This is a genomic window from Lysinibacillus sp. 10T31 (genome assembly GCF_056394365.1).
In genome coordinates, this window is record NZ_JBFTHS010000035.1 from 1 (window position 1) to 17,981 (window position 17,981).

The 17,981-nt window shown below is 36.3% G+C and carries 19 protein-coding genes and 2 pseudogenes; 5 read left to right on the forward strand and 16 right to left on the reverse strand.

Annotation, left to right across the window (positions count from 1 at the left end):
• Positions 1-140: 140 nt before the first annotated feature.
• Both AC1DCY_RS18675 and AC1DCY_RS18680 read right to left on the reverse strand, forming a co-directional pair.
• Positions 141-299 (reverse strand): annotated as a pseudogene (locus AC1DCY_RS18675) (HAD hydrolase-like protein); the annotation flags it as partial.
• Positions 300-328: 29 nt separating this feature from the next.
• On the reverse strand, positions 329-1,315 hold the full coding sequence (locus AC1DCY_RS18680; RefSeq protein ID WP_477352600.1) for a serine hydrolase domain-containing protein: 987 nt from the start codon (positions 1,313-1,315) through the stop codon (positions 329-331).
• A gap of 137 nt (positions 1,316-1,452) precedes the next feature.
• On the opposite strand from AC1DCY_RS18680, the gene AC1DCY_RS18685 reads away from it, so the two are divergent.
• Positions 1,453-1,800, forward strand: a complete 348-nt coding sequence (locus AC1DCY_RS18685; protein ID WP_477352602.1) for a hypothetical protein — start codon at positions 1,453-1,455, stop codon at positions 1,798-1,800.
• 28 nt (positions 1,801-1,828) lie between these two features.
• Here the strand turns inward: AC1DCY_RS18685 and tkt are convergent, their stop codons facing one another.
• From tkt to AC1DCY_RS18700, 3 genes are all read right to left on the reverse strand, one after another.
• A complete protein-coding gene (gene tkt, locus AC1DCY_RS18690; protein WP_477352604.1) occupies positions 1,829-3,823 on the reverse strand; it encodes a transketolase in 1,995 nt (664 codons plus the stop codon).
• A 126-nt stretch (positions 3,824-3,949) separates the two neighbouring features.
• Positions 3,950-4,183: a DUF896 domain-containing protein gene (locus AC1DCY_RS18695; protein WP_370046141.1), complete on the reverse strand. Its 234-nt coding sequence runs from the start codon at positions 4,181-4,183 to the stop codon at positions 3,950-3,952.
• 593 nt (positions 4,184-4,776) lie between these two features.
• Positions 4,777-5,409 (reverse strand): CPBP family intramembrane glutamic endopeptidase, encoded by a 633-nt coding sequence (locus tag AC1DCY_RS18700; protein ID WP_477352607.1) that lies wholly within the window; start codon positions 5,407-5,409, stop codon positions 4,777-4,779.
• A gap of 159 nt (positions 5,410-5,568) precedes the next feature.
• On the opposite strand from AC1DCY_RS18700, the gene AC1DCY_RS18705 reads away from it, so the two are divergent.
• Genes AC1DCY_RS18705 through AC1DCY_RS18715 form a run of 3 tightly spaced genes read left to right on the forward strand, consistent with a single transcriptional unit; the run spans position 5,569 to position 7,010 of the window.
• A complete protein-coding gene (locus AC1DCY_RS18705; RefSeq protein WP_477352609.1) occupies positions 5,569-6,021 on the forward strand; it encodes a LytTR family DNA-binding domain-containing protein in 453 nt (150 codons plus the stop codon).
• Between the two features lie 5 nt (positions 6,022-6,026).
• The gene (locus AC1DCY_RS18710; RefSeq protein ID WP_370075076.1) at positions 6,027-6,452 is read left to right on the forward strand and encodes a DUF3021 domain-containing protein; all 426 of its coding nucleotides are present in this window, start codon (positions 6,027-6,029) and stop codon (positions 6,450-6,452) included.
• A gap of 45 nt (positions 6,453-6,497) precedes the next feature.
• Positions 6,498-7,010, forward strand: coding sequence for a GNAT family N-acetyltransferase (locus AC1DCY_RS18715; RefSeq protein WP_477352611.1), 513 nt, complete (start codon positions 6,498-6,500; stop codon positions 7,008-7,010).
• Between the two features lie 347 nt (positions 7,011-7,357).
• Here AC1DCY_RS18715 and AC1DCY_RS18720 read toward each other — a convergent pair whose 3' ends face one another.
• The gene (locus AC1DCY_RS18720) at positions 7,358-8,026 is read right to left on the reverse strand and encodes a YneB family resolvase-like protein (RefSeq protein WP_477352613.1); all 669 of its coding nucleotides are present in this window, start codon (positions 8,024-8,026) and stop codon (positions 7,358-7,360) included.
• Positions 8,023-8,337 carry a cell division suppressor protein YneA gene (gene yneA / locus AC1DCY_RS18725; protein ID WP_477352615.1) on the reverse strand — a complete coding sequence of 105 codons (315 nt, stop codon included), beginning with the start codon at positions 8,335-8,337 and terminating at the stop codon, positions 8,023-8,025. Before yneA ends, AC1DCY_RS18720 begins: the two co-directional genes overlap by 4 nt.
• 162 nt (positions 8,338-8,499) lie before the next feature.
• Between yneA and lexA the strand changes: the two genes are divergently transcribed.
• The gene (gene lexA, locus AC1DCY_RS18730; protein ID WP_049668590.1) at positions 8,500-9,117 is read left to right on the forward strand and encodes a transcriptional repressor LexA; all 618 of its coding nucleotides are present in this window, start codon (positions 8,500-8,502) and stop codon (positions 9,115-9,117) included.
• 151 nt (positions 9,118-9,268) lie between these two features.
• Here lexA and AC1DCY_RS18735 read toward each other — a convergent pair whose 3' ends face one another.
• The 9 genes and pseudogenes from AC1DCY_RS18735 to AC1DCY_RS18775 all read right to left on the reverse strand — a co-directional run bounded on the left by AC1DCY_RS18735 (position 9,269) and on the right by AC1DCY_RS18775 (position 17,970).
• Positions 9,269-9,991 (reverse strand): gamma-glutamyl-gamma-aminobutyrate hydrolase family protein, encoded by a 723-nt coding sequence (locus AC1DCY_RS18735; RefSeq protein WP_477352618.1) that lies wholly within the window; start codon positions 9,989-9,991, stop codon positions 9,269-9,271.
• A 95-nt stretch (positions 9,992-10,086) separates the two neighbouring features.
• Positions 10,087-10,839 carry a prepilin peptidase gene (locus tag AC1DCY_RS18740; protein WP_477352620.1) on the reverse strand — a complete coding sequence of 251 codons (753 nt, stop codon included), beginning with the start codon at positions 10,837-10,839 and terminating at the stop codon, positions 10,087-10,089.
• 228 nt (positions 10,840-11,067) lie between these two features.
• Complete coding sequence (locus AC1DCY_RS18745; RefSeq protein WP_477352622.1) at positions 11,068-11,793, reverse strand: potassium transporter; 726 nt, start codon at positions 11,791-11,793, stop codon at positions 11,068-11,070.
• The gene (locus AC1DCY_RS18750) at positions 11,790-12,383 is read right to left on the reverse strand and encodes a PilN domain-containing protein (protein WP_477352624.1); all 594 of its coding nucleotides are present in this window, start codon (positions 12,381-12,383) and stop codon (positions 11,790-11,792) included. Before AC1DCY_RS18750 ends, AC1DCY_RS18745 begins: the two co-directional genes overlap by 4 nt.
• Positions 12,383-13,354, reverse strand: a complete 972-nt coding sequence (pilM, locus tag AC1DCY_RS18755) for a type IV pilus biogenesis protein PilM (RefSeq protein WP_477352626.1) — start codon at positions 13,352-13,354, stop codon at positions 12,383-12,385. Before pilM ends, AC1DCY_RS18750 begins: the two co-directional genes overlap by 1 nt.
• Before the next feature lie 119 nt (positions 13,355-13,473).
• Positions 13,474-13,932 carry a prepilin-type N-terminal cleavage/methylation domain-containing protein gene (locus AC1DCY_RS18760; RefSeq protein WP_477352628.1) on the reverse strand — a complete coding sequence of 153 codons (459 nt, stop codon included), beginning with the start codon at positions 13,930-13,932 and terminating at the stop codon, positions 13,474-13,476.
• A gap of 102 nt (positions 13,933-14,034) precedes the next feature.
• A pseudogene (locus AC1DCY_RS18765) lies at positions 14,035-15,239 on the reverse strand (type II secretion system F family protein).
• On the reverse strand, positions 15,236-16,285 hold the full coding sequence (locus tag AC1DCY_RS18770) for a type IV pilus twitching motility protein PilT (RefSeq protein ID WP_477352630.1): 1,050 nt from the start codon (positions 16,283-16,285) through the stop codon (positions 15,236-15,238). The pseudogene AC1DCY_RS18765 and the gene AC1DCY_RS18770 overlap by 4 nt, the downstream one beginning before the upstream one ends.
• 14 nt (positions 16,286-16,299) lie before the next feature.
• A complete protein-coding gene (locus AC1DCY_RS18775; RefSeq protein ID WP_477352631.1) occupies positions 16,300-17,970 on the reverse strand; it encodes a GspE/PulE family protein in 1,671 nt (556 codons plus the stop codon).
• Positions 17,971-17,981: the final 11 nt, after the last annotated feature.

Genomic DNA, 17,981 nt, shown 5'->3' on the forward strand with positions numbered 1-17,981 from the left:
TATAGACTTTTACTAGTCTATAGATGGAGTATAACACCCTTTCAGACAATTAAGGTAGCAATAGTTACCTCTTGTCTGACCTCACTTTCATCCCATGTCTAAAGACGGGCTACACCCTGCATAGGCTTTCTCGTTCGGAAAATCTGTAATGGTGGCCCAATAAACGTTTCAAGCTGATCTAAATCCTCTTCAACAATACCAATTTTTTGTAAAGCATATTGAACAGATTTTGTTATCCCTATTTTAGGATCAGATATTGTGCCGTCTAAATCAAATAACACTACGCTATACTTTTTCATTACTAGCTCCCCCTTTTATTGTTATAACTTTATTGAATTGATTGATATACAATAGAACCAAAATCATGAATATCTTTGATGTAATCAAACCCTTCAGATGAACCAAAGCTATTAAATCCACGAACTGCCACAATATTTTCTTTTGGAATTACCAATAATGCAACACTTGTATAACCAAGCAATTGCAAGCTTCCTTGTGGTAATATTGGGCTTAACTCTGTAATCCCTTCTCTATATTGAGGCTGAACAAACCAGAAAAAGCCATTAGTGGGCAAATTCTTTGGTTTAGTATTTGGGGATTGAATTACCGTCAATAACTGTATGATTTCTTCAGATATAATTTGTTTTCCATGTAAACTCCCTTTATCAAGATGCACTTGCCCCCACTGAGCTAGCTCTCTTAATGAGCTATACATATTCATTTTACTGCCATCACATACTTCGCTTTCATACCAAAATGGACTATCATTATGTATTACTTCTATATGCTGTTCGTTTTTTTCACTGAACCAATTTGTTTCAGTAAAAGATAATGTTTGAAATACTTGCTCATCCACAATTTCCGCAATAGTTTTTCCGGTAGCTTTAAAAATAACTTGTGCAAGTAGTTCTACATTGATATCTCGGTATGCCCAGTTATAGCCTGCTTTGAATTCCTGTATCACTTTTTCATTTTGGCGACTTAAACCGTGAGTATGCGTTAGTAGATGTCTAATTGATACATCGGCAAAAACTTTTTCATTCTCTAAATAATCACTTAGTCTATCATCTATTGAGGCAATATAGTTATGAAATATCGCATATGCTACAGCAAACCCTACATATGTTTTACGAACTGAAGCAAGATGAAAAAGAGTATGTGGTCCCACTCTTTTCGCGTCTTGTTGTTGTCCTTGCACACCAAAATATTCTTCTAGTACGGTTTGACCATGTTTATTAATAATAACTCCGCCACCTGTACAATCTAATTTTGAGAAAGTTTTCTTTACTTGTGTGAGTATAGCTTGTGAATTCATTTAAATACCCCTCAACATTTCTAGTTCGATACCTACACTTATCATTGTATACCAAATGGAAATTAACACTAAATAAGTTTCCTAATCCAAGAAACCTTTTATTACCAAAAACGTTATTATTTTTAAGGAGGGGTTGTGTGGATACTCGATTTACTTATAAGCATTTCATAAATGAAAATACGTTTTCACTTCTTGATCCGATTTTTGAAGCTACCCTACTTTTTGCTGTTTTACTACTCATCATTGTGATTATAAAAAAAGTATCTATTTGGTTTTGTTTACTTTTTGCAAGCCTCTCAGTAATTGTCACAGGTCAGCTGCTTTGGTTTAGTGGCATAATAGCTGATGAGCTTAACATTGGGGGAAGTTCCAAGGGCTTTTACTGTTTTGTCGTTATGCTGCTAATTCATTGTGCAGCTATTTGGATTTCTTTAGTGAAGTCCTCTAAACATGAAAAAATACCGCAGTACTCAGAGGAGATTTAACCTACTGAGTATTGCGGTATTTTATTAATTATAGCGCTTTTACCTTCGCTACAACATTTTCTACTGTGAATCCGTATTTTTCCATTACTAATTCACCTGGTGCAGAAGCGCCGAACTTATCAATAGCAAGAACGTCTCCTTCAAAACCAGTGTATTTATGCCAGCCGAATGATGCGCCCATTTCGATTGCAAGACGTTTTGTTACAGCTTTTGGAAGAATAGATTCTTTGTAAGCAGCGTCTTGTTTTTCGAAGCGATCCATCGATGGCATTGAAACAACTGCCACATCCACACCATCAGCTTTTAGTGCTTTTTGTGCTTCAATTGCAAGTGAAACTTCAGAGCCTGTTGCAATTAAAATGGCATCTGCCACTTCTTTTGTAGCAGGAGACACTGTATAAGCACCTTTAGTAACACCTTCACGAACTGTATCAATAGATGCATCAAGAACAGGTAAGTTTTGACGAGATAATACTAAAACAGTTGGTGTTTTTTCAGATGCTACTGCTAGTTCCCATGCAACTGCTGATTCATTTGCATCAGCTGGACGAACAACAGATAGATTTGGCATTGCACGTAAAGATGAAAGATGTTCGATTGGTTCATGTGTCGGACCATCTTCCCCTACAGCAATTGAGTCATGTGTAAATACATAAGTAACAGGAAGACCCATTAGTGCAGAAAGACGTACAGCTGGACGAACATAGTCAGAGAATACAAAGAATGTACCACCGAATACGTTAAGACCGCCGTGTAGTGCCATACCGTTCATAGCAGCACCCATTGCAAACTCACGTACACCGAACCAAATATTACGGCCAGCATAATCGTCAGCAGAGAAATCTCCAGCGTCTTTCATCGTTGTTTTATTTGAGCCAGCAAGGTCAGCTGAACCACCGAAGAATGATGGTGTCTTCTTCGCAATTGCATTGATTGCATCTCCAGAAGAAGAACGAGTAGCTACTGATTTACCTGCTTCATAAACTGGTAATTCTGAAGCGAAATCCTCTGGTAATTGACCATTCATTGCGTTTTCAAATTGTGTTGCTAATTCTGGAAACTCTTGCTTATATGCTTCAAACTTAGCATTCCAAGCTTCTTCAGATTGTGCACCTTGAACATTAGCTGCTGCTGCAAATGTATCATATACTTCAGCAGGAATTTGGAATGGTTCGTGTGCCCATTCATAAGATGCTTTAGTTAAAACAACCTCATCTTGACCAAGTGGTGCACCATGAGAAGCAGCTTTACCTGATTTGTTTGGTGAACCAAAACCGATAACTGTTTTCACTTCGATAAGTGTTGGTTTGCCAGTTGATTTTTTAGCTTCTTCGATAGCTACGTTAATTTCCTCAACATCTGTACCATCAGCAACTTTTAAATAGTTCCAACCATAAGATTCAAAACGCTTTTGGACATTTTCTGAGAATGATTTTTCTAAATCACCATCTAAAGAAATATCGTTTGAATCGTATAAAACGATTAACTTTTCAAGTTTTAAGTGACCTGCTAAGGAGATAGCTTCAGCTGCTACACCTTCCATTAAATCGCCATCGCCACAAAGTGCAAATGTATAGTGATCAACGATGTCATGTCCTGGTTTATTGTAAGTAGCTGCTAAATGGCGTTCAGCCATTGCCATACCAACTGTCATAGCAATACCTTGACCTAGAGGACCTGTTGTTGCCTCTACCCCAACTGTATGACCATATTCAGGATGTCCTGGAGTTAATGAATCCCATTGACGGAAGTTTTGAATCTCTTCCATTGGTAAGCCGTAGCCACCTAGATGAAGTAGGCTATATAAAAGCATAGAGCCATGACCTGCAGATAGTACAAAACGGTCGCGGTTAAACCATTTTGGATTAGCCGGATTATGGTGAAGTTGTTTTGTCCAAAGCGTATAAGCCATTGGCGCCGCCCCCATCGGTAAACCTGGGTGACCAGAGTTTGCTTTTTCAATTGCATCGATTGACAAAGTTCGGATAGCGTTAATCGCTAGTTGATCCGCATGTTGAGTCATTATTTTGTGACATCCTTTCTCGTCCTATATATTGTTCTTATACAGTTTAGTCAACATTGCTTCAGAAAACAATGGTTTTGTTATACTATTAACGATTTGTAACATACTTTATAAAAATGTGTCACATTAATTGAGAAATTTATTTTTTTTCGCTTGTTTAACTTTTTCTGGCGTTACATCATTTCCTTCAGCATCTACCACTTTTACGTTTTCAATTGTATCACGCATCGTTGCTCTAAATGTATCTAGATATTCCTTACGAAGCGCTGATCGTTCCTTAGCTTCTGCCTCTGTTAATGTACCACTTTTAGCCTTAGCAGAAAGTTCATTGATTCGGTTAATTTTTTCTTTTGATAACATAATTACACACCTTTCAATACATATCTTAATGAATATGGTATGCAAAGTATAGCATGAATTCCCTTAAAATGCAGTTATACCAACCTTTCTAGTATCACTTTTTAAATTAGTGAAATCTAAGTTTGCGCTGTTAACTGATAATTTTTCGGGTGCTTTAAACAGTCTACTATTTGAATACGTTCATCAATGGTTATTTTTCTCCCTTTCGTCATACTTGGCTCATTCCTTTACCTGATTCTTTTAATTCACTATGACTAGAATACTTTTGAATTTAAAACACGTATATCAGAAACAGAGTAGTTTCGAACAACCTCTTGTAAAGAATATTCTTCTGATAGATAAGCTTTAACTGTAGTCTTTCAGATACTTCTCCGATTTTTCTCCTTCCATTTCAATCGGCAACTTGATAAAGTAGTCGGTGATATTTTATATTATTTACTAAATTCACGGATATAAAAACCCATGTTTTAAAATCTTTAATTTCAACTCGGATGCTTACTTCGGACTATAAAAAAATACTCCCCTTAGGTAGACAGATTTTTTTAATCTGTCTGCCTAAGGGGAGCAAAAATAAATTTTACATATATACATAATCAATTTATTCTTTTTTCGTTACCATCCCATTTTCCAGAAACAGCAGATAACATTAGCCATGGTTCAATAAACATATTAATTAAAATATGAGCTAGGATTGGTGCAAAGGTACTTCGTCCAGCTACAATATAAAGCGTTGCGAGAAGACTTCCTAATATTGTGGTACTTATAATAGCAGGTAATGCAAACTTCCAATTTCCTTTCAAAAGTACCCACACACTGTGAGCAATTCCAAAGAGTAACCCTGAAATTAGTATTTGTGTCACGTCAGAAAATGCAAGAGTTAATAAGTATTCCATAAGTAAATGTCTAAAAACAACTTCTTCTACTATCCCCGTCACAATGGCAGCCCATATTCCAATTACTTTAAGCCAAGAGATAGTGAATAAATGTGCTTTTACAAAAGGGATTGCAATGAGTGTATAAGCAATGTATCCGGTTATGATAAAAAGCGTAAAAATCCAAATAAATATATTCGAAAATACATCTGTCCTTAAGCCAATTCCATTTTCAATAAAACCTTCAGGATTATTATAAAACCAAAAGATTATACTAGCTGTTAGCATAGTTGCAATACTTACTAATATCCAACCAGTTTTATTTCTTTCACTTGAAGTAGTTAATTCATTCATAATAGCCATGGCCTCCTTTTACCTGAACTCAATATAACGAACGAAATGCACCCCAACAATACGTTTGGAGTAACATGTTGTTATGATTGTGTAAGATGCCTTTTTCAAAGAATGACCTACATTTTCCAAAACGCTGTATATGCTATAATTTTTTGAGAGGTGATAAAGCTGAAAATAGAGGTAAAAATAGATTCGGAGTATGAAGAGCCACATGTAACAATTTGTACAGCAAAACTTACTCCTACGATACAAGCTGCTATTTCTTTATTACAACAAGAGCAAGAAGAACAAATTTTAACAGGGATAGCAAATAATAAAACATATATCGTTGATCCAAATTCAATAATTGTTATTCGAACAGAAGGAAGAGAATTAGCTTTATATGACGAAGATAATAATCGTCTCATTTTGAATAAACCTTTATATGAGTTAGAGCGACAATTAGGGAATGATTTTATACGGATTTCTAAATCTGCAATTATAAATCTAACAAAAGTTAAAAATATTGAAGCTTCATTTAATGGAACAATGGAAATTGAGCTAGTTTTAGGCATTAAAGAAGTAATTTCTCGTAATTATCGAAAACAATTTAAAAAGCGTTTGGGGGTTTAAGATAGGTGCATTTTTTTAAAAATGTAGCGTTTGGTGTAAGTATGGGCTGTACAGTTTTTGTTTTTATTAATCTTTTTGGTTCTTGGATTTTTGGAGATATTTTTTTAGAAGCTATTACGGCAGACTTTATACAACAATCTCTAGGTTCAATTATTGTAGGGCTTGCTTGTGTATTACCATCCTATATTTATCAAGTAGAACGTTTAACGTTTTTACTACAAACAGCTATCCATTTTGCAATTTCTTTAGGTACTTTTATTGTTGTTGCACTATTTTTAAATTGGCTTCCCACATCTTCTATAGGAATAACTATGTTAATGCTATTCTTTAGTGTTTTGCTATTTACTCTAATTTGGCTGTTATTTTATTTATATAACAAATCAGAAGTGAAAAAAATGAATAAAAAGATTGATGAGCTGATAAATAAATAGAAAATAAAACAAATGTAAAATTTCATGAATTGGGGGAAAAGTGAAATGTTTATCAAAACGAACAGACTATTAATAAGAGAATTTAAGATTCAAGATTGGCAAGCTGTCTATGAATATACTTCGAATCCAAATGTAATGAAGTATATTCCAGAGGGCGTTTTTAATGAAGAAGAAGCTCGAAATTTTGTATCAGAAAATAGCGGTGAACAAGCAAAATACTTCCCTATTATTTTACAAAGCGAAAATATTGTAATTGGTCATATTGTTTTCCATCAATATTTTGGTGACCATACGTATGAGATCGGCTGGGTATTGAATCCGAACTATTACAATAATGGATATGCCTCTGAAGCAGCAAAAGCTGTACTAAATTACGGATTTAAAGAAAAAAAACTTCATAGAATTATTGCAACATGCCAGCCAGAAAATACTCCATCCTATCGAGTAATGGAGAAAATCGGTATGAGACGCGAGGGCTATTTTAAAAAATGTATTCCAAATGGAGATGAGTGGTGGGATGAATACTATTACTCTGTCTTAGATGAGGAATGGATATAGAATAGTTTCGGAATTGATAAAATCATAGAAAACACGATTGTTTTCGAATTTATAGAGAATATGTGAGGAAGAGAGGTAGAAATCGCTACTTCTCTTATTTTAAATTTGCTTCTGGATACCGTTCTATAATGAATGCAATTTAGTAAATGAATTTTAGTTAATTTATTCTTATCGTCGATTGGGTTCTAACCGGCATTTTCTCTGGTCTATCTATCATTTTGACGATCCTATCCGTCACTTTCGCCATTCTATCCATTAGTTCGCCGTTTCTATCCGTCACTTTGGGCGCTTAGAGCATTTAAAAATAAAAAAATCAGCGGGACGACATACTCCCACTGATTAAAACGTCACTTTATTTGTTCGCTTCTCTCTTGAATTTCCCGATATCTCCTATGGACTGTAGCTTTGCTTACATCAAAGCCTAGTCCTCTAAGAGTCATGGCGATTTCCTCAAAGGTGAAGCCACGATTACGTAGGTTGACAATTTCTTCTACAGGAACATCCTTACGTTCTTGACCATTTGGATTTCCACGGTTAGATAAATTGTTTTCCGGGCGATAACCATTTTCAACGGCACGACGCATGCCACGACGTATTTTAGCATTATGGATTCTGCGCTGGTACTCCTCAACGATTGCTAAAATTTCCAGGAGCATCGTATCCATTTCATTTAATTGTAAAGGTCCCTCGTCTCGCATAGAAAAAACATCAGTTTCCGTTTTCTGCAATAAATGCAATACTGCCATTCGAGCATTTCCACGTCCTAAACGTGTTTCATCCTGCACAAATAATGCATTTATTTCTTTTTCTTTTATGAAATCGAGCATTTCTAGTAAACCTTCACGTTCCACATCATAGCCACTATGCTTGTCCTTAAAAACACGCTTGACTTCGTATCCTTGTTCTTTAGCATAGCGCATCAACTCCTCTTGCTGACGCTCTAACGAGGAACTTTGTGTCTCTTTTTCTGTACTCACACGGCAATAGACAACGGCCGATTGTTGATTCATTATCATTTTTCGTTTCTCGCAATTTCAATTGAATTTATAGGGTAGGGTTGGTCACCCACTACTGGAATAACTAGTGATTTACCAGCAATGATTTGTACGTTCGATAATTCATTTTCTGTTTTCACAAGCTTAATCCATTCATCCGTTTTCATTTTACCACGGTATTGATCGGCTAACGACCATAAGCTATCACCATGTGCAATTTCAATTTCTGTGTATGTTACATCGCCTGGGTCTGTTATAAAAAGATATGCTGCAAATAGTAGACAAGCTCCTAATAAAGTTGTAATATGTGGATTTTTCTTTAACCAGTTCATGTTTATAACCCCTTTTCAAGAATGTTTGTTCGGAATGTATGTTCTCATAATAGTACGAACAAATGTTTTTGTCAAACACTTTTCGAACCTATGTTTGCTTAAGTGTTCGCATTCTGTTATACTACTAATAAGTAGAATGAATAAAAAAAGAGGTGAGCAATTATGAAAAAAGTTTCGAAACGACAAGAGGCCATATTAGAGTTCATTAAAGAAGAAGTACGAGCAAAGGGGTATCCACCGTCTGTACGTGAGATTGGTGAAGCAGTTGGACTTGCTTCAAGCTCAACAGTTCATGGACATTTAGCTCGTTTAGAACAAAAGGGCTTGATTCGACGCGATCCAACTAAACCACGTGCTATTGAAATTCTAGAACCAGAGGATTCTATTCAAAAGCAACATGTTATTCATGTCCCATTAGTTGGGAAGGTTACTGCAGGTTCTCCGATAACTGCTGTTGAAAATATCGATGAATATTTCCCACTACCAGATATTTATGGGACAAGTGAAGATCAATTATTTATGCTAGAAATTATGGGTGAATCAATGATTGAAGCTGGCATTTTAGACGGAGATTTAGTTATTGTTAAACAAAAATCAACAGCTGATAATGGTGATATTGTCGTAGCAATGACTGAAGAAAATGAAGCAACTGTAAAGCGTTTCTTTAAGGAAAAAAGTCATTTCCGTTTACAGCCTGAAAACGCAACGATGGAGCCAATTATCGTAGATCAAGTTTCTATTTTGGGACATGTTGTAGGTTTATATCGTCGTGTACATTAAAAGTATCTCAATATTAAAATATAAAAAGAGGATATTATGTTCACATAATGAGCATATTCCTCTTTTTCTTATGTTTTGAACCATTTTATACACTAAAAAAGAACCCACTTTTGAATGGATTCCTTACACCTTACAAAATGCTTATAAAGTTTTATGACTCTACCTTAAATTTCAAACTTGCCTTTACAAATGCAGCAAATAGTTTCTTTGATATTTCATCTCCTGCTATGGCTAGCTCTTCAGGATGCCATTGTACTCCTAGACAAAATGGTAATTCATCATGCACTACCGCTTCAACGATACCATCACTAGATTTTGCTATCACTTTCAACTTTTCAGCTACTACGTTTATTGCCTGATGATGAAATGAATTCACAGCAATTTTTTCTTCCTCAATAATCGTTTTTAATAATGTGTCAGGTGATAGATTAACATAATGTGTTGCAACGCCTCTTGCCGCTTGTTGCACATGCTTTATTAATTTTTTACTATGATACTCACTATCAATATCCTGATAGACTGTGCCTCCAAACGCAACATTTAGTATTTGAAGCCCCCGACAGATTCCGAAAATCGGCATTTTCCGAATATTGGCCGCGTTAATTAAAGCAAGCTCCACTGAATCTCTTTCTGGATGAACCTTCCCTAATTTTGGTGTAGGTTCTGCATTAAAGAGGAATGGATGTACATCATAGCCACCCGATAGTAATAATCCGTCCGTTAAAGATAAAATTTGTGCTACATCCTCTTCAACTCCAAGTGGAATTATAAGTGGAATACCCCCTGCTTCAATTATACTTTTGCTATAAGCAGCATTTAATCTTGAGGACAAATCATCCTCTGCAAAAGCCGTTATACCGATAATTGGTTTCATCTTATCCCCTCCATGATCTTTATCTTGCATTAACTCCTGTAAAAGCCTGATTGGTGAAGATTATTAATCGTTGAAGGAATCCCTCACTGGATTAATTACCAATATCCGAAGTACCAATTCATCAACGCATCCCCATAGAAATAGATAATAATTGCAGCTAGAGCAATAGACGGTCCGAATGGTATAGGCGTTTTTCTTCCCTGCCCGCGTACCTTTAACACAACTATCCCAACAATCATGCCAATTACGGCTGCTAAAAATAGCGTCAGAATTGCATGTATTGTGCCGAGTACGAGCCCAAGTAAAAAGAATAATTTAATATCGCCACCACCCATTCCACCTCTTGATAGAACAGCTATACAATATAATATGCCAAAACCTACCACAGCACCAACTATACTGTCCCACCACGGAGACAAAGGAGATATCACTCGTCCCAAAACTAGCAATGGTAAAAAGAATAATAGTATCTTATCAGGGATAAGCATATACGCAAAATCTGATACAACAATAATAACTAATAATGAAATTAATAAAAGCGCTACGAAAAATTCTGCACTAAAGCCTAATTTCCAATAAGCAAAGGCAAATAATACGCCTGTTAAAAGTTCCATCAGTGGATAAATCCAAGAAATTTTTTGCCCACAGCTACGGCATTTCCCACCTAAAAATAAATAAGACAAAACAGGCACCAAATCAAGTGCCGTCAACTGTCTCTTACAAGAAGTGCAATGCGAGGGTGGACGCACAATAGACTCCTTCAAAGGCACACGTAAGCCAACTACATTAAAAAATGAGCCAAGAACGAGCCCAAATAGTAAAACTGTAATTGTATAAGCAATTTCCATTTTTATGTCCTCCTATACTAATAGACGCCCATACATTTGAAGTATGCGCGCCAATCAATTATGCCTCGGCATAATTGCGTCTGGAATCGGCTTTGTGCCTGCACAAAGAACTCCTTTCCTATTACATGACATCCGCCGGAGGCTTTTAACTTCTTTCAGCAATTATTTTCTGTACCGAAAGCGTAGCGACAGGTACAGGTGTTTGGACACCCGCTGAAAGAAGTTAAATTATTGTTGTCCTTCATAATAGAACGTCGTTACTTGTATGGTAGCTTTTAAGGTTGTATCGGCGTCCTCCTGGAATTTCGCTTCTTCACCAGTCAACGTGAAATCGATAGCATCAATTTTCATCACACGATCAATCTTTTCAATCTCTTTTATAAACTCAACCATTGCTTTATTATCTAGTGCGATAACATCAATACTAAATGTTACTAGTTTTAATTCTTTTGGTAAGGAATCCTTAGTGAAAGTAGCAGTTGGTAATTTATCTTTCACTTCAGGTGTTTCACCATTCTTAGCAACAGCTTGTTCATCCGCTTCAGTTGTAGATTGCTGTGTATCAGCCTGTTCCTCAGAATTTGTAGAGTTTAGGTCTGTCAAAGTAGAATCCATTACGAGTGAATCATAATTATTAAATTCCATAGCTTCTACCCGTGTTCCCGTCACCGCCTCAATCTCTTCAATATTTCGAATTACTTCATCAATAGCTCGAGTTTGAGGTACTTTTTTACGCAATGTTAAGTTACTTGTACTAGATGATTTTCCATTCTCTTCAATTAAAGCAATTTGCTCCTGAATAGTAGAAATTTCTTGTTGAAGGGAGTTAATTGAGCTTTCCTTCGCATCAACTTCTTCTAATTTAGGTGTCAATATATAGTAATATAGCGCAAATAAAATTGAGGCAATTAAAGCTGTTAGGAGTAGAATCGTTGAATTTTTACTACTTGTCATGATTCTCCACCCCCAGCGAGAAATGTAAAATCAATTCCTAATGTAATAGTTGCCGAATAACGTGGTACTTCCTTATACCTGTCCTTAGCACTTTCTTCTTCTTGGTTTCCAATAGATACGTCAAAATTAGAAATAGTATCCATCTTTATATCATTGAAATAGGGGCTTGCAGTTAGCTTTTCTAAATAAGCCGATATAGCTGACAACGTTTCAAAATCAGCCGTAATTTCTACATTTTCTTCACCAAACACATATTTCCTAAAATACGTTTGCTCTGGCAATAATACTTGAGTTTCATCCATTAAGGGTGTCACGGGATACGAGACATTTTCCACAAATTGTACAGATTGCTCCAATGAACCTCGGTTCAAATTTCGCTTCCCATCTAACTCAATTTGAAGCTGTTCACGCTGCGATGAAAGCTCTACTTCCTGTGCGTTTAATTTTGTAAGATCAATTCTTGCTTGGAAAAACAAGAAAATCATATATCCTACTATCATACCAATAAGAATAATAAATACTACATATATTGAAGTAGGTGTTGAATGCTTCTTTTCCAAATTCGGCAAGAGGTTAATTTCTGGTACCATCAGTTAACCTCCTTCAATGCAAGTCCAATTAAGCTTGCAAATTCCTCTGAAAATTGAGGGAATGATTTTTGAATGACTGAATCATTTAACATAATAATCGGTGCCGAAAAATTATTTTCTAACAAATCTTTAATAGCACGAAGTAGTGGATTATCTCCCAAAATTATAATCTCATCGACACTTTTCTCACCTTTATGTAAGGAAAACTTAAAAAAATTCATAATACGATCGATTTCAAGCATTTGATCGGTAAGAATGATACGATAATCGTCTTCGGCTTCTAAATGATAAGAAAAACGATACTCTTCAATCTCTTTAGGCTTCCATTCCGATAAATCTGTATCAAATGATTGGTATCGTAAAAACTCCAATTGACCATATGAAAAAATACTAATCGACAATTCATTAATTGACCAATCCGCTATTAAATAAGTTCGATCATCCTTTATTAACTGCAAATACTCTAACAGACGAATATTACACAATGCACGAATATCTGCTACTTGAGGTTCTAATGTAGCATCGAGTAAAAGTCCAATCATTTTCGTAACTTCTTCAGAAGGTGCTGCAAATAGCATGGCCTGTCCATCATTAGGATTTGGGTCATACACATCAATAAGAGGATCTTGAAATGGAAGATGAATGGAATGACCAAGTTCCATCTCCACATATCCTTTTAATTCATTTAACTCTATATCATCAGGATGCTCAAAACTTTTTAACAAAACTGAAGTATCCGGCACAAAAATACGCGCATTTTGCTTGTTGCCAGCCCATTTTGCAACATTATTTTTCACTAAATCAAACAATTTCATTTCATCATGAATAACAGAACCTTCAACAATTCCCTGTGCTAATGGCATTTCATAACCCTTCCATTGCGACGGGTCAGCACCTTTTGCCACAATCGCACGCAAAATATAATCCTTTATTTCAATCGACACATGCGATTTTTTCTTTTTTGTAAACATGGGGAAAGATGCCTCCTTTTATTCTTAAGGTTTTAATGAATTAACCATCCATTTCCCAACCAGAAGCTTAGATTAAACTACGACTCTGAGTAGGTTGGGAGGGTTACTTTTTTAAGGTGTTATTTTGGATTTATTTCAAGAACTTCTTCAAGCTCGCTTCCTTTTTTTGTGTCCCCATTTATATCATCTATCGTAACCCTATTGAATTTAACATCGAAAGATTTTACTGCTTCCTTTACTGTAGCTGTTAACCTGCGTGGAACCTCTTTTGAAACACTAGAATTAGTGTCTTTAGCAATTTTCCCAGCTGTATCGAGATATTTGGCAGTAATCAACTCTGAAACTTTAACACCATCTTTAGCATCAGGATTATCCGTATAGTAAAGATTAGCAGCGTTTAATACATTAATAGCATCTGCCTTTACTCCATTGAGTTTTGAGTTATCAATAATGTTTCCAATCGCAGGAATAGCAATTGCCGCGACAATTGCTAGGATAACGATTACAGCTAATAGCTCGATTAACGTTAAACCTTTTTGATTTTTTAATAGTTTTTTGTTTAAGATTTTTTTGAACATCGGTGTTCCTCCTTATAAATTGTTATGATTAGTCCGAAAACTCAAGTACACCCATTGCTACGACAACTTTTCTCTTTACCACCCCCTTTAAAGTTAGTAAGCTTACATATTTTCGTATAATGCGAACATTGGTAGGAAAATTGCTGCGACAATCACACCTACAACGGCAGCTAAAACTAGTATCATTAATGGTTCGATGAGCGATTTTAATGTATCAACGGTGCGATCCACCTCATCCTCATAGAAATCCGCTATCTTTTCGAGCATATAATCAAGAGAACCTGTTTTTTCCCCGATAGATGTCATTTGGGTTACTAAAGGAGGGAATAGCCAACTTTTTTCTAATGGCTCAGATAAGGTACCGCCTTTTTCTAGGTTATCTCTTGCTTCTAGTACAACCTTGCCTACAACTGGATCCCCTACAACCTTTTCGACAATTGTAAGTGCCTGTAGAATTGGTACTGAACTACTGAACAGAGATGATAAGGTTCTTGTCATACGAGCGATTACATTTTTTGCATTAAAACACCAAATACTGGTATTCTCAATAATGCATAATTTACATTGTAATGAAACTGTTTATTATTTTTATAGAAAAATCTAAATAGAAGAATCAACAGTAATAGAATCCCGATTGCAAAATACCAGTATGCTATTAACCAATCCGAAATACTGACAACAACAACAGTTAATAATGGCATTTCCATGTCCATTTCTTCAAAAGTAGCCATAAATGTCGGAACGATAAATACCATTAGAAACATACCTACAGCGATTGTTAGCACAGATAAAATAGCCGGATATGTCAAAGCCGATTGAACTTTCTTCTTAATTTTGAATTGTTTTTCAAGTGTCCCTGCTAAACGCTCTAAAGTCTCATCGATATTCCCTGTTGCCTCACCTGAGCGCATCATATTAACAAACATTACTGGGAAAACCTTTGGATGCTTGGCCGCTGCATCTGAAAACGCTGTCCCCCCGCGGATATCCTCTTCCACTTGTTCTAATGCTTTTTTTAATGCTTTACTTTTCGTTTGCGCACTTAAAATATGTGTTGCCTCTACAATTGAAACTCCAGCACGGATTAGTGTTGCGTATTGACGACAGTAAATAACGAAATCCTGGTGCTTTACTTTACCGCCAATATTTAAGTCTTTGTGTAAAATGCTTTTAGACTCTTCCAGCTCACGAGCATTAATGCCTTGAGCTCGTAATTTTTCAAGTGCTACTTTTTTGTTGGCAGCGTCTATGTTTCCTTTTCTTTGTGCACCAGTTTTTGTGCGTCCACTATATCGAAAAACGGTCAACTATAATCCCCCGCATTCATATATGGCCTTGCGTCTTCCAAAGAAATTTTCCCCATGGTGATTAAGCGCTGCATCGAAGATTCCAAAGTATGCATTCCTAAAGCTTTACTCGTCTGCATAACAGTAGGAATTTGATGAACTTTTTCATTTCGAATCAAATTCGAAATAGCTGGTGCTTGTACTAATATTTCTGTTGCAGCAATACGTCCCTTGGCATCCTTACGTACAAATAAACGCTGTGAAACAATGCCCACTAAAACATTGGCTAGTTGCACACGAATTTGTCCCTGTTGATGCGGTGGAAAAACGTCAATTATACGATCAATTGTTGTTGGAGCACTACTTGTATGTAATGTCGCCATGACTAAGTGACCTGTTTCTGCAGCTGTGATAGCTGTTGAAATCGTTTCGTAATCACGCATCTCCCCTACTAAAATAATGTCAGGGTCTTGACGTAATGCTGCACGCAAGCCATTGGCAAAGCTCTGGGTATCAACCCCTACTTCACGTTGATTGATAATGGATTTTTTATGTGCATGTAAATATTCAATCGGGTCCTCAAGCGTTATAATATGCTTTGATTTTGTTTCATTAATATAATCAATCATTGCAGCAAGTGTTGTAGACTTACCCGAACCTGTTGGACCAGTCACTAAAATTAGTCCCTGTGGTTTTTCTGCTAATTGATACAGTACCTGTGGCATATTTAACGATTCAATGGAAGGAATTTTTGCTTCAATCAAACGGGCTGCTATTGTCACTTCGTTTCGTTGATGATATGCATTTACACGAAAACGGCATTTCCCAGGCAATGAATAGTTAAAATCGGTTTCCCCTTTATCATGAAATTCTTGTAATTTTTGCTCTGGTAAAATAGCTTTAACCATTGTTTGTAATTCTTCGGAAGTTAGTAGCTCATTTCCATAATGTTCTAGTTGTCCATGGATACGATAAACAGGTGGAATCCCCTTTGTTAAATGAAGGTCAGACGCTTTTTCTTCATATGCGCGCATTAATAGCTCATCAATATTTCTAAATGTTGTCATGAACGATTCACATCCTAATCTGCATTTGCTACACGCAATACTTCTGAAGTGGTTGTTTGTCCTTCTACTACTTTTAACAACCCATCTACCAGTAATGTGTAATAGCCTTTTTGTTTCATATAATCGCGGATCACACTATCGCTACTTCGACTTAAAATCATTTCTTTAATATTGCGGTCGATTGGTAAAATTTCATGAATAGCCATCCGTCCACGATACCCTGTTTGATTACACGAAGGGCAGCCTCTTCCGCGTCTACCATGTGTAACACCTTCAATGCCGTTACTACGCATTATTTCTAATTCATGGTTGGTAAAAGTATAGTTTTCTCCACAGTCTCGACAAATTCTTCGTACTAAACGTTGTGCCATAATTCCTACTAGTGAAGAGGATAATAAAAACGGTTCTATCCCCATATCTTGTAGTCGAGAAATCGACTCAACTGCGCTATTTGTATGTAAGGTACTTAAAACTAAATGCCCTGTTAATGAAGCTCGTACCGCTATTTGCGCAGTTTCGAAATCCCTTATCTCACCTATCATCACTATATCTGGGTCCTGACGCAAAATTGAACGTAATCCAGTTGCAAATGTTAAGCCTACTTCTTCTTTCACTTGAATTTGGTTTATACCATCAAGCTGATACTCAACCGGATCTTCAACTGTAATGATGTTGACCTCTTCTTCATTCAAGTTACTTAAGGCAGCATACAATGTAGATGATTTACCTGACCCTGTAGGTCCCGTAATGAGCAAAATACCATTAGGATTGGCAATCATGTTTCGGAAAAGGACTTCGTTTTTCTCTGTAAAGCCAAGCTTGTCAATAGAATTGGCTACACTACTTAAGTCCAAAATACGCATTACCACTTTTTCTCCATAAACAGTTGGCAGTGTCGCAAGTCGAATATCTACTGGCTTGAAATTAACATTTGTTTTAATACGTCCATCTTGAGGAATTCGATTTTCTGTGATATTTAAATTCCCCATAATTTTAATACGTGCTAATACTATATTTTGCATATGTTTCGGTAACGAGCGCTCCGTTCTCAAAACGCCATCCACTCGATAACGAACCCTTAAATCTGTCTCCTGCGGGTCAAAGTGGATATCGCTCGCACGTTGGGCAACTCCGTTAGCAATAATCTGATTAACTAGGCGAACAATTGGAGAATCCTCTCGTTCAATTTCCTCCTGTGTTTCAGCAACCGTCGCACCTATATCGAGTAATGCAGCTTCCATAGACTCTTGTAAATCATAGTATTTCGTTAGCGTACGATATAAATCATCCTTGGCTGCAATACTTGTTTCGATTTGGCAGCCCGTCGCCATACGTACTTCTTCAATTGCAAAGTAATCCATCGGGTCAGCCATCGCGATGAACAATTTATTTTTTTCACGACGAATCGGAATAATATTTGTTCGCTTAGCGAGTTCAGCCGGAACAAGTTGAAGTAAATCCGGGCTTATTGAATATTGATTCAAATGAATGTGTGGGATTCCTAACTGAAACTCTAGTACTTCTATTAACTGTTGCTCGGTTAAAATGTTTTCTTTTATGAGAAAATCGCCTAATTTCTCATCTTTTGTTTTGTTTGTAAGAGCAAATTCTAATTGCTCATTTGTAATTACACTAGATTCGACAAGTAAATCGCCTAAGCGCTTTCTTCCAGTTTTTACAACCATTCGCATTTGCT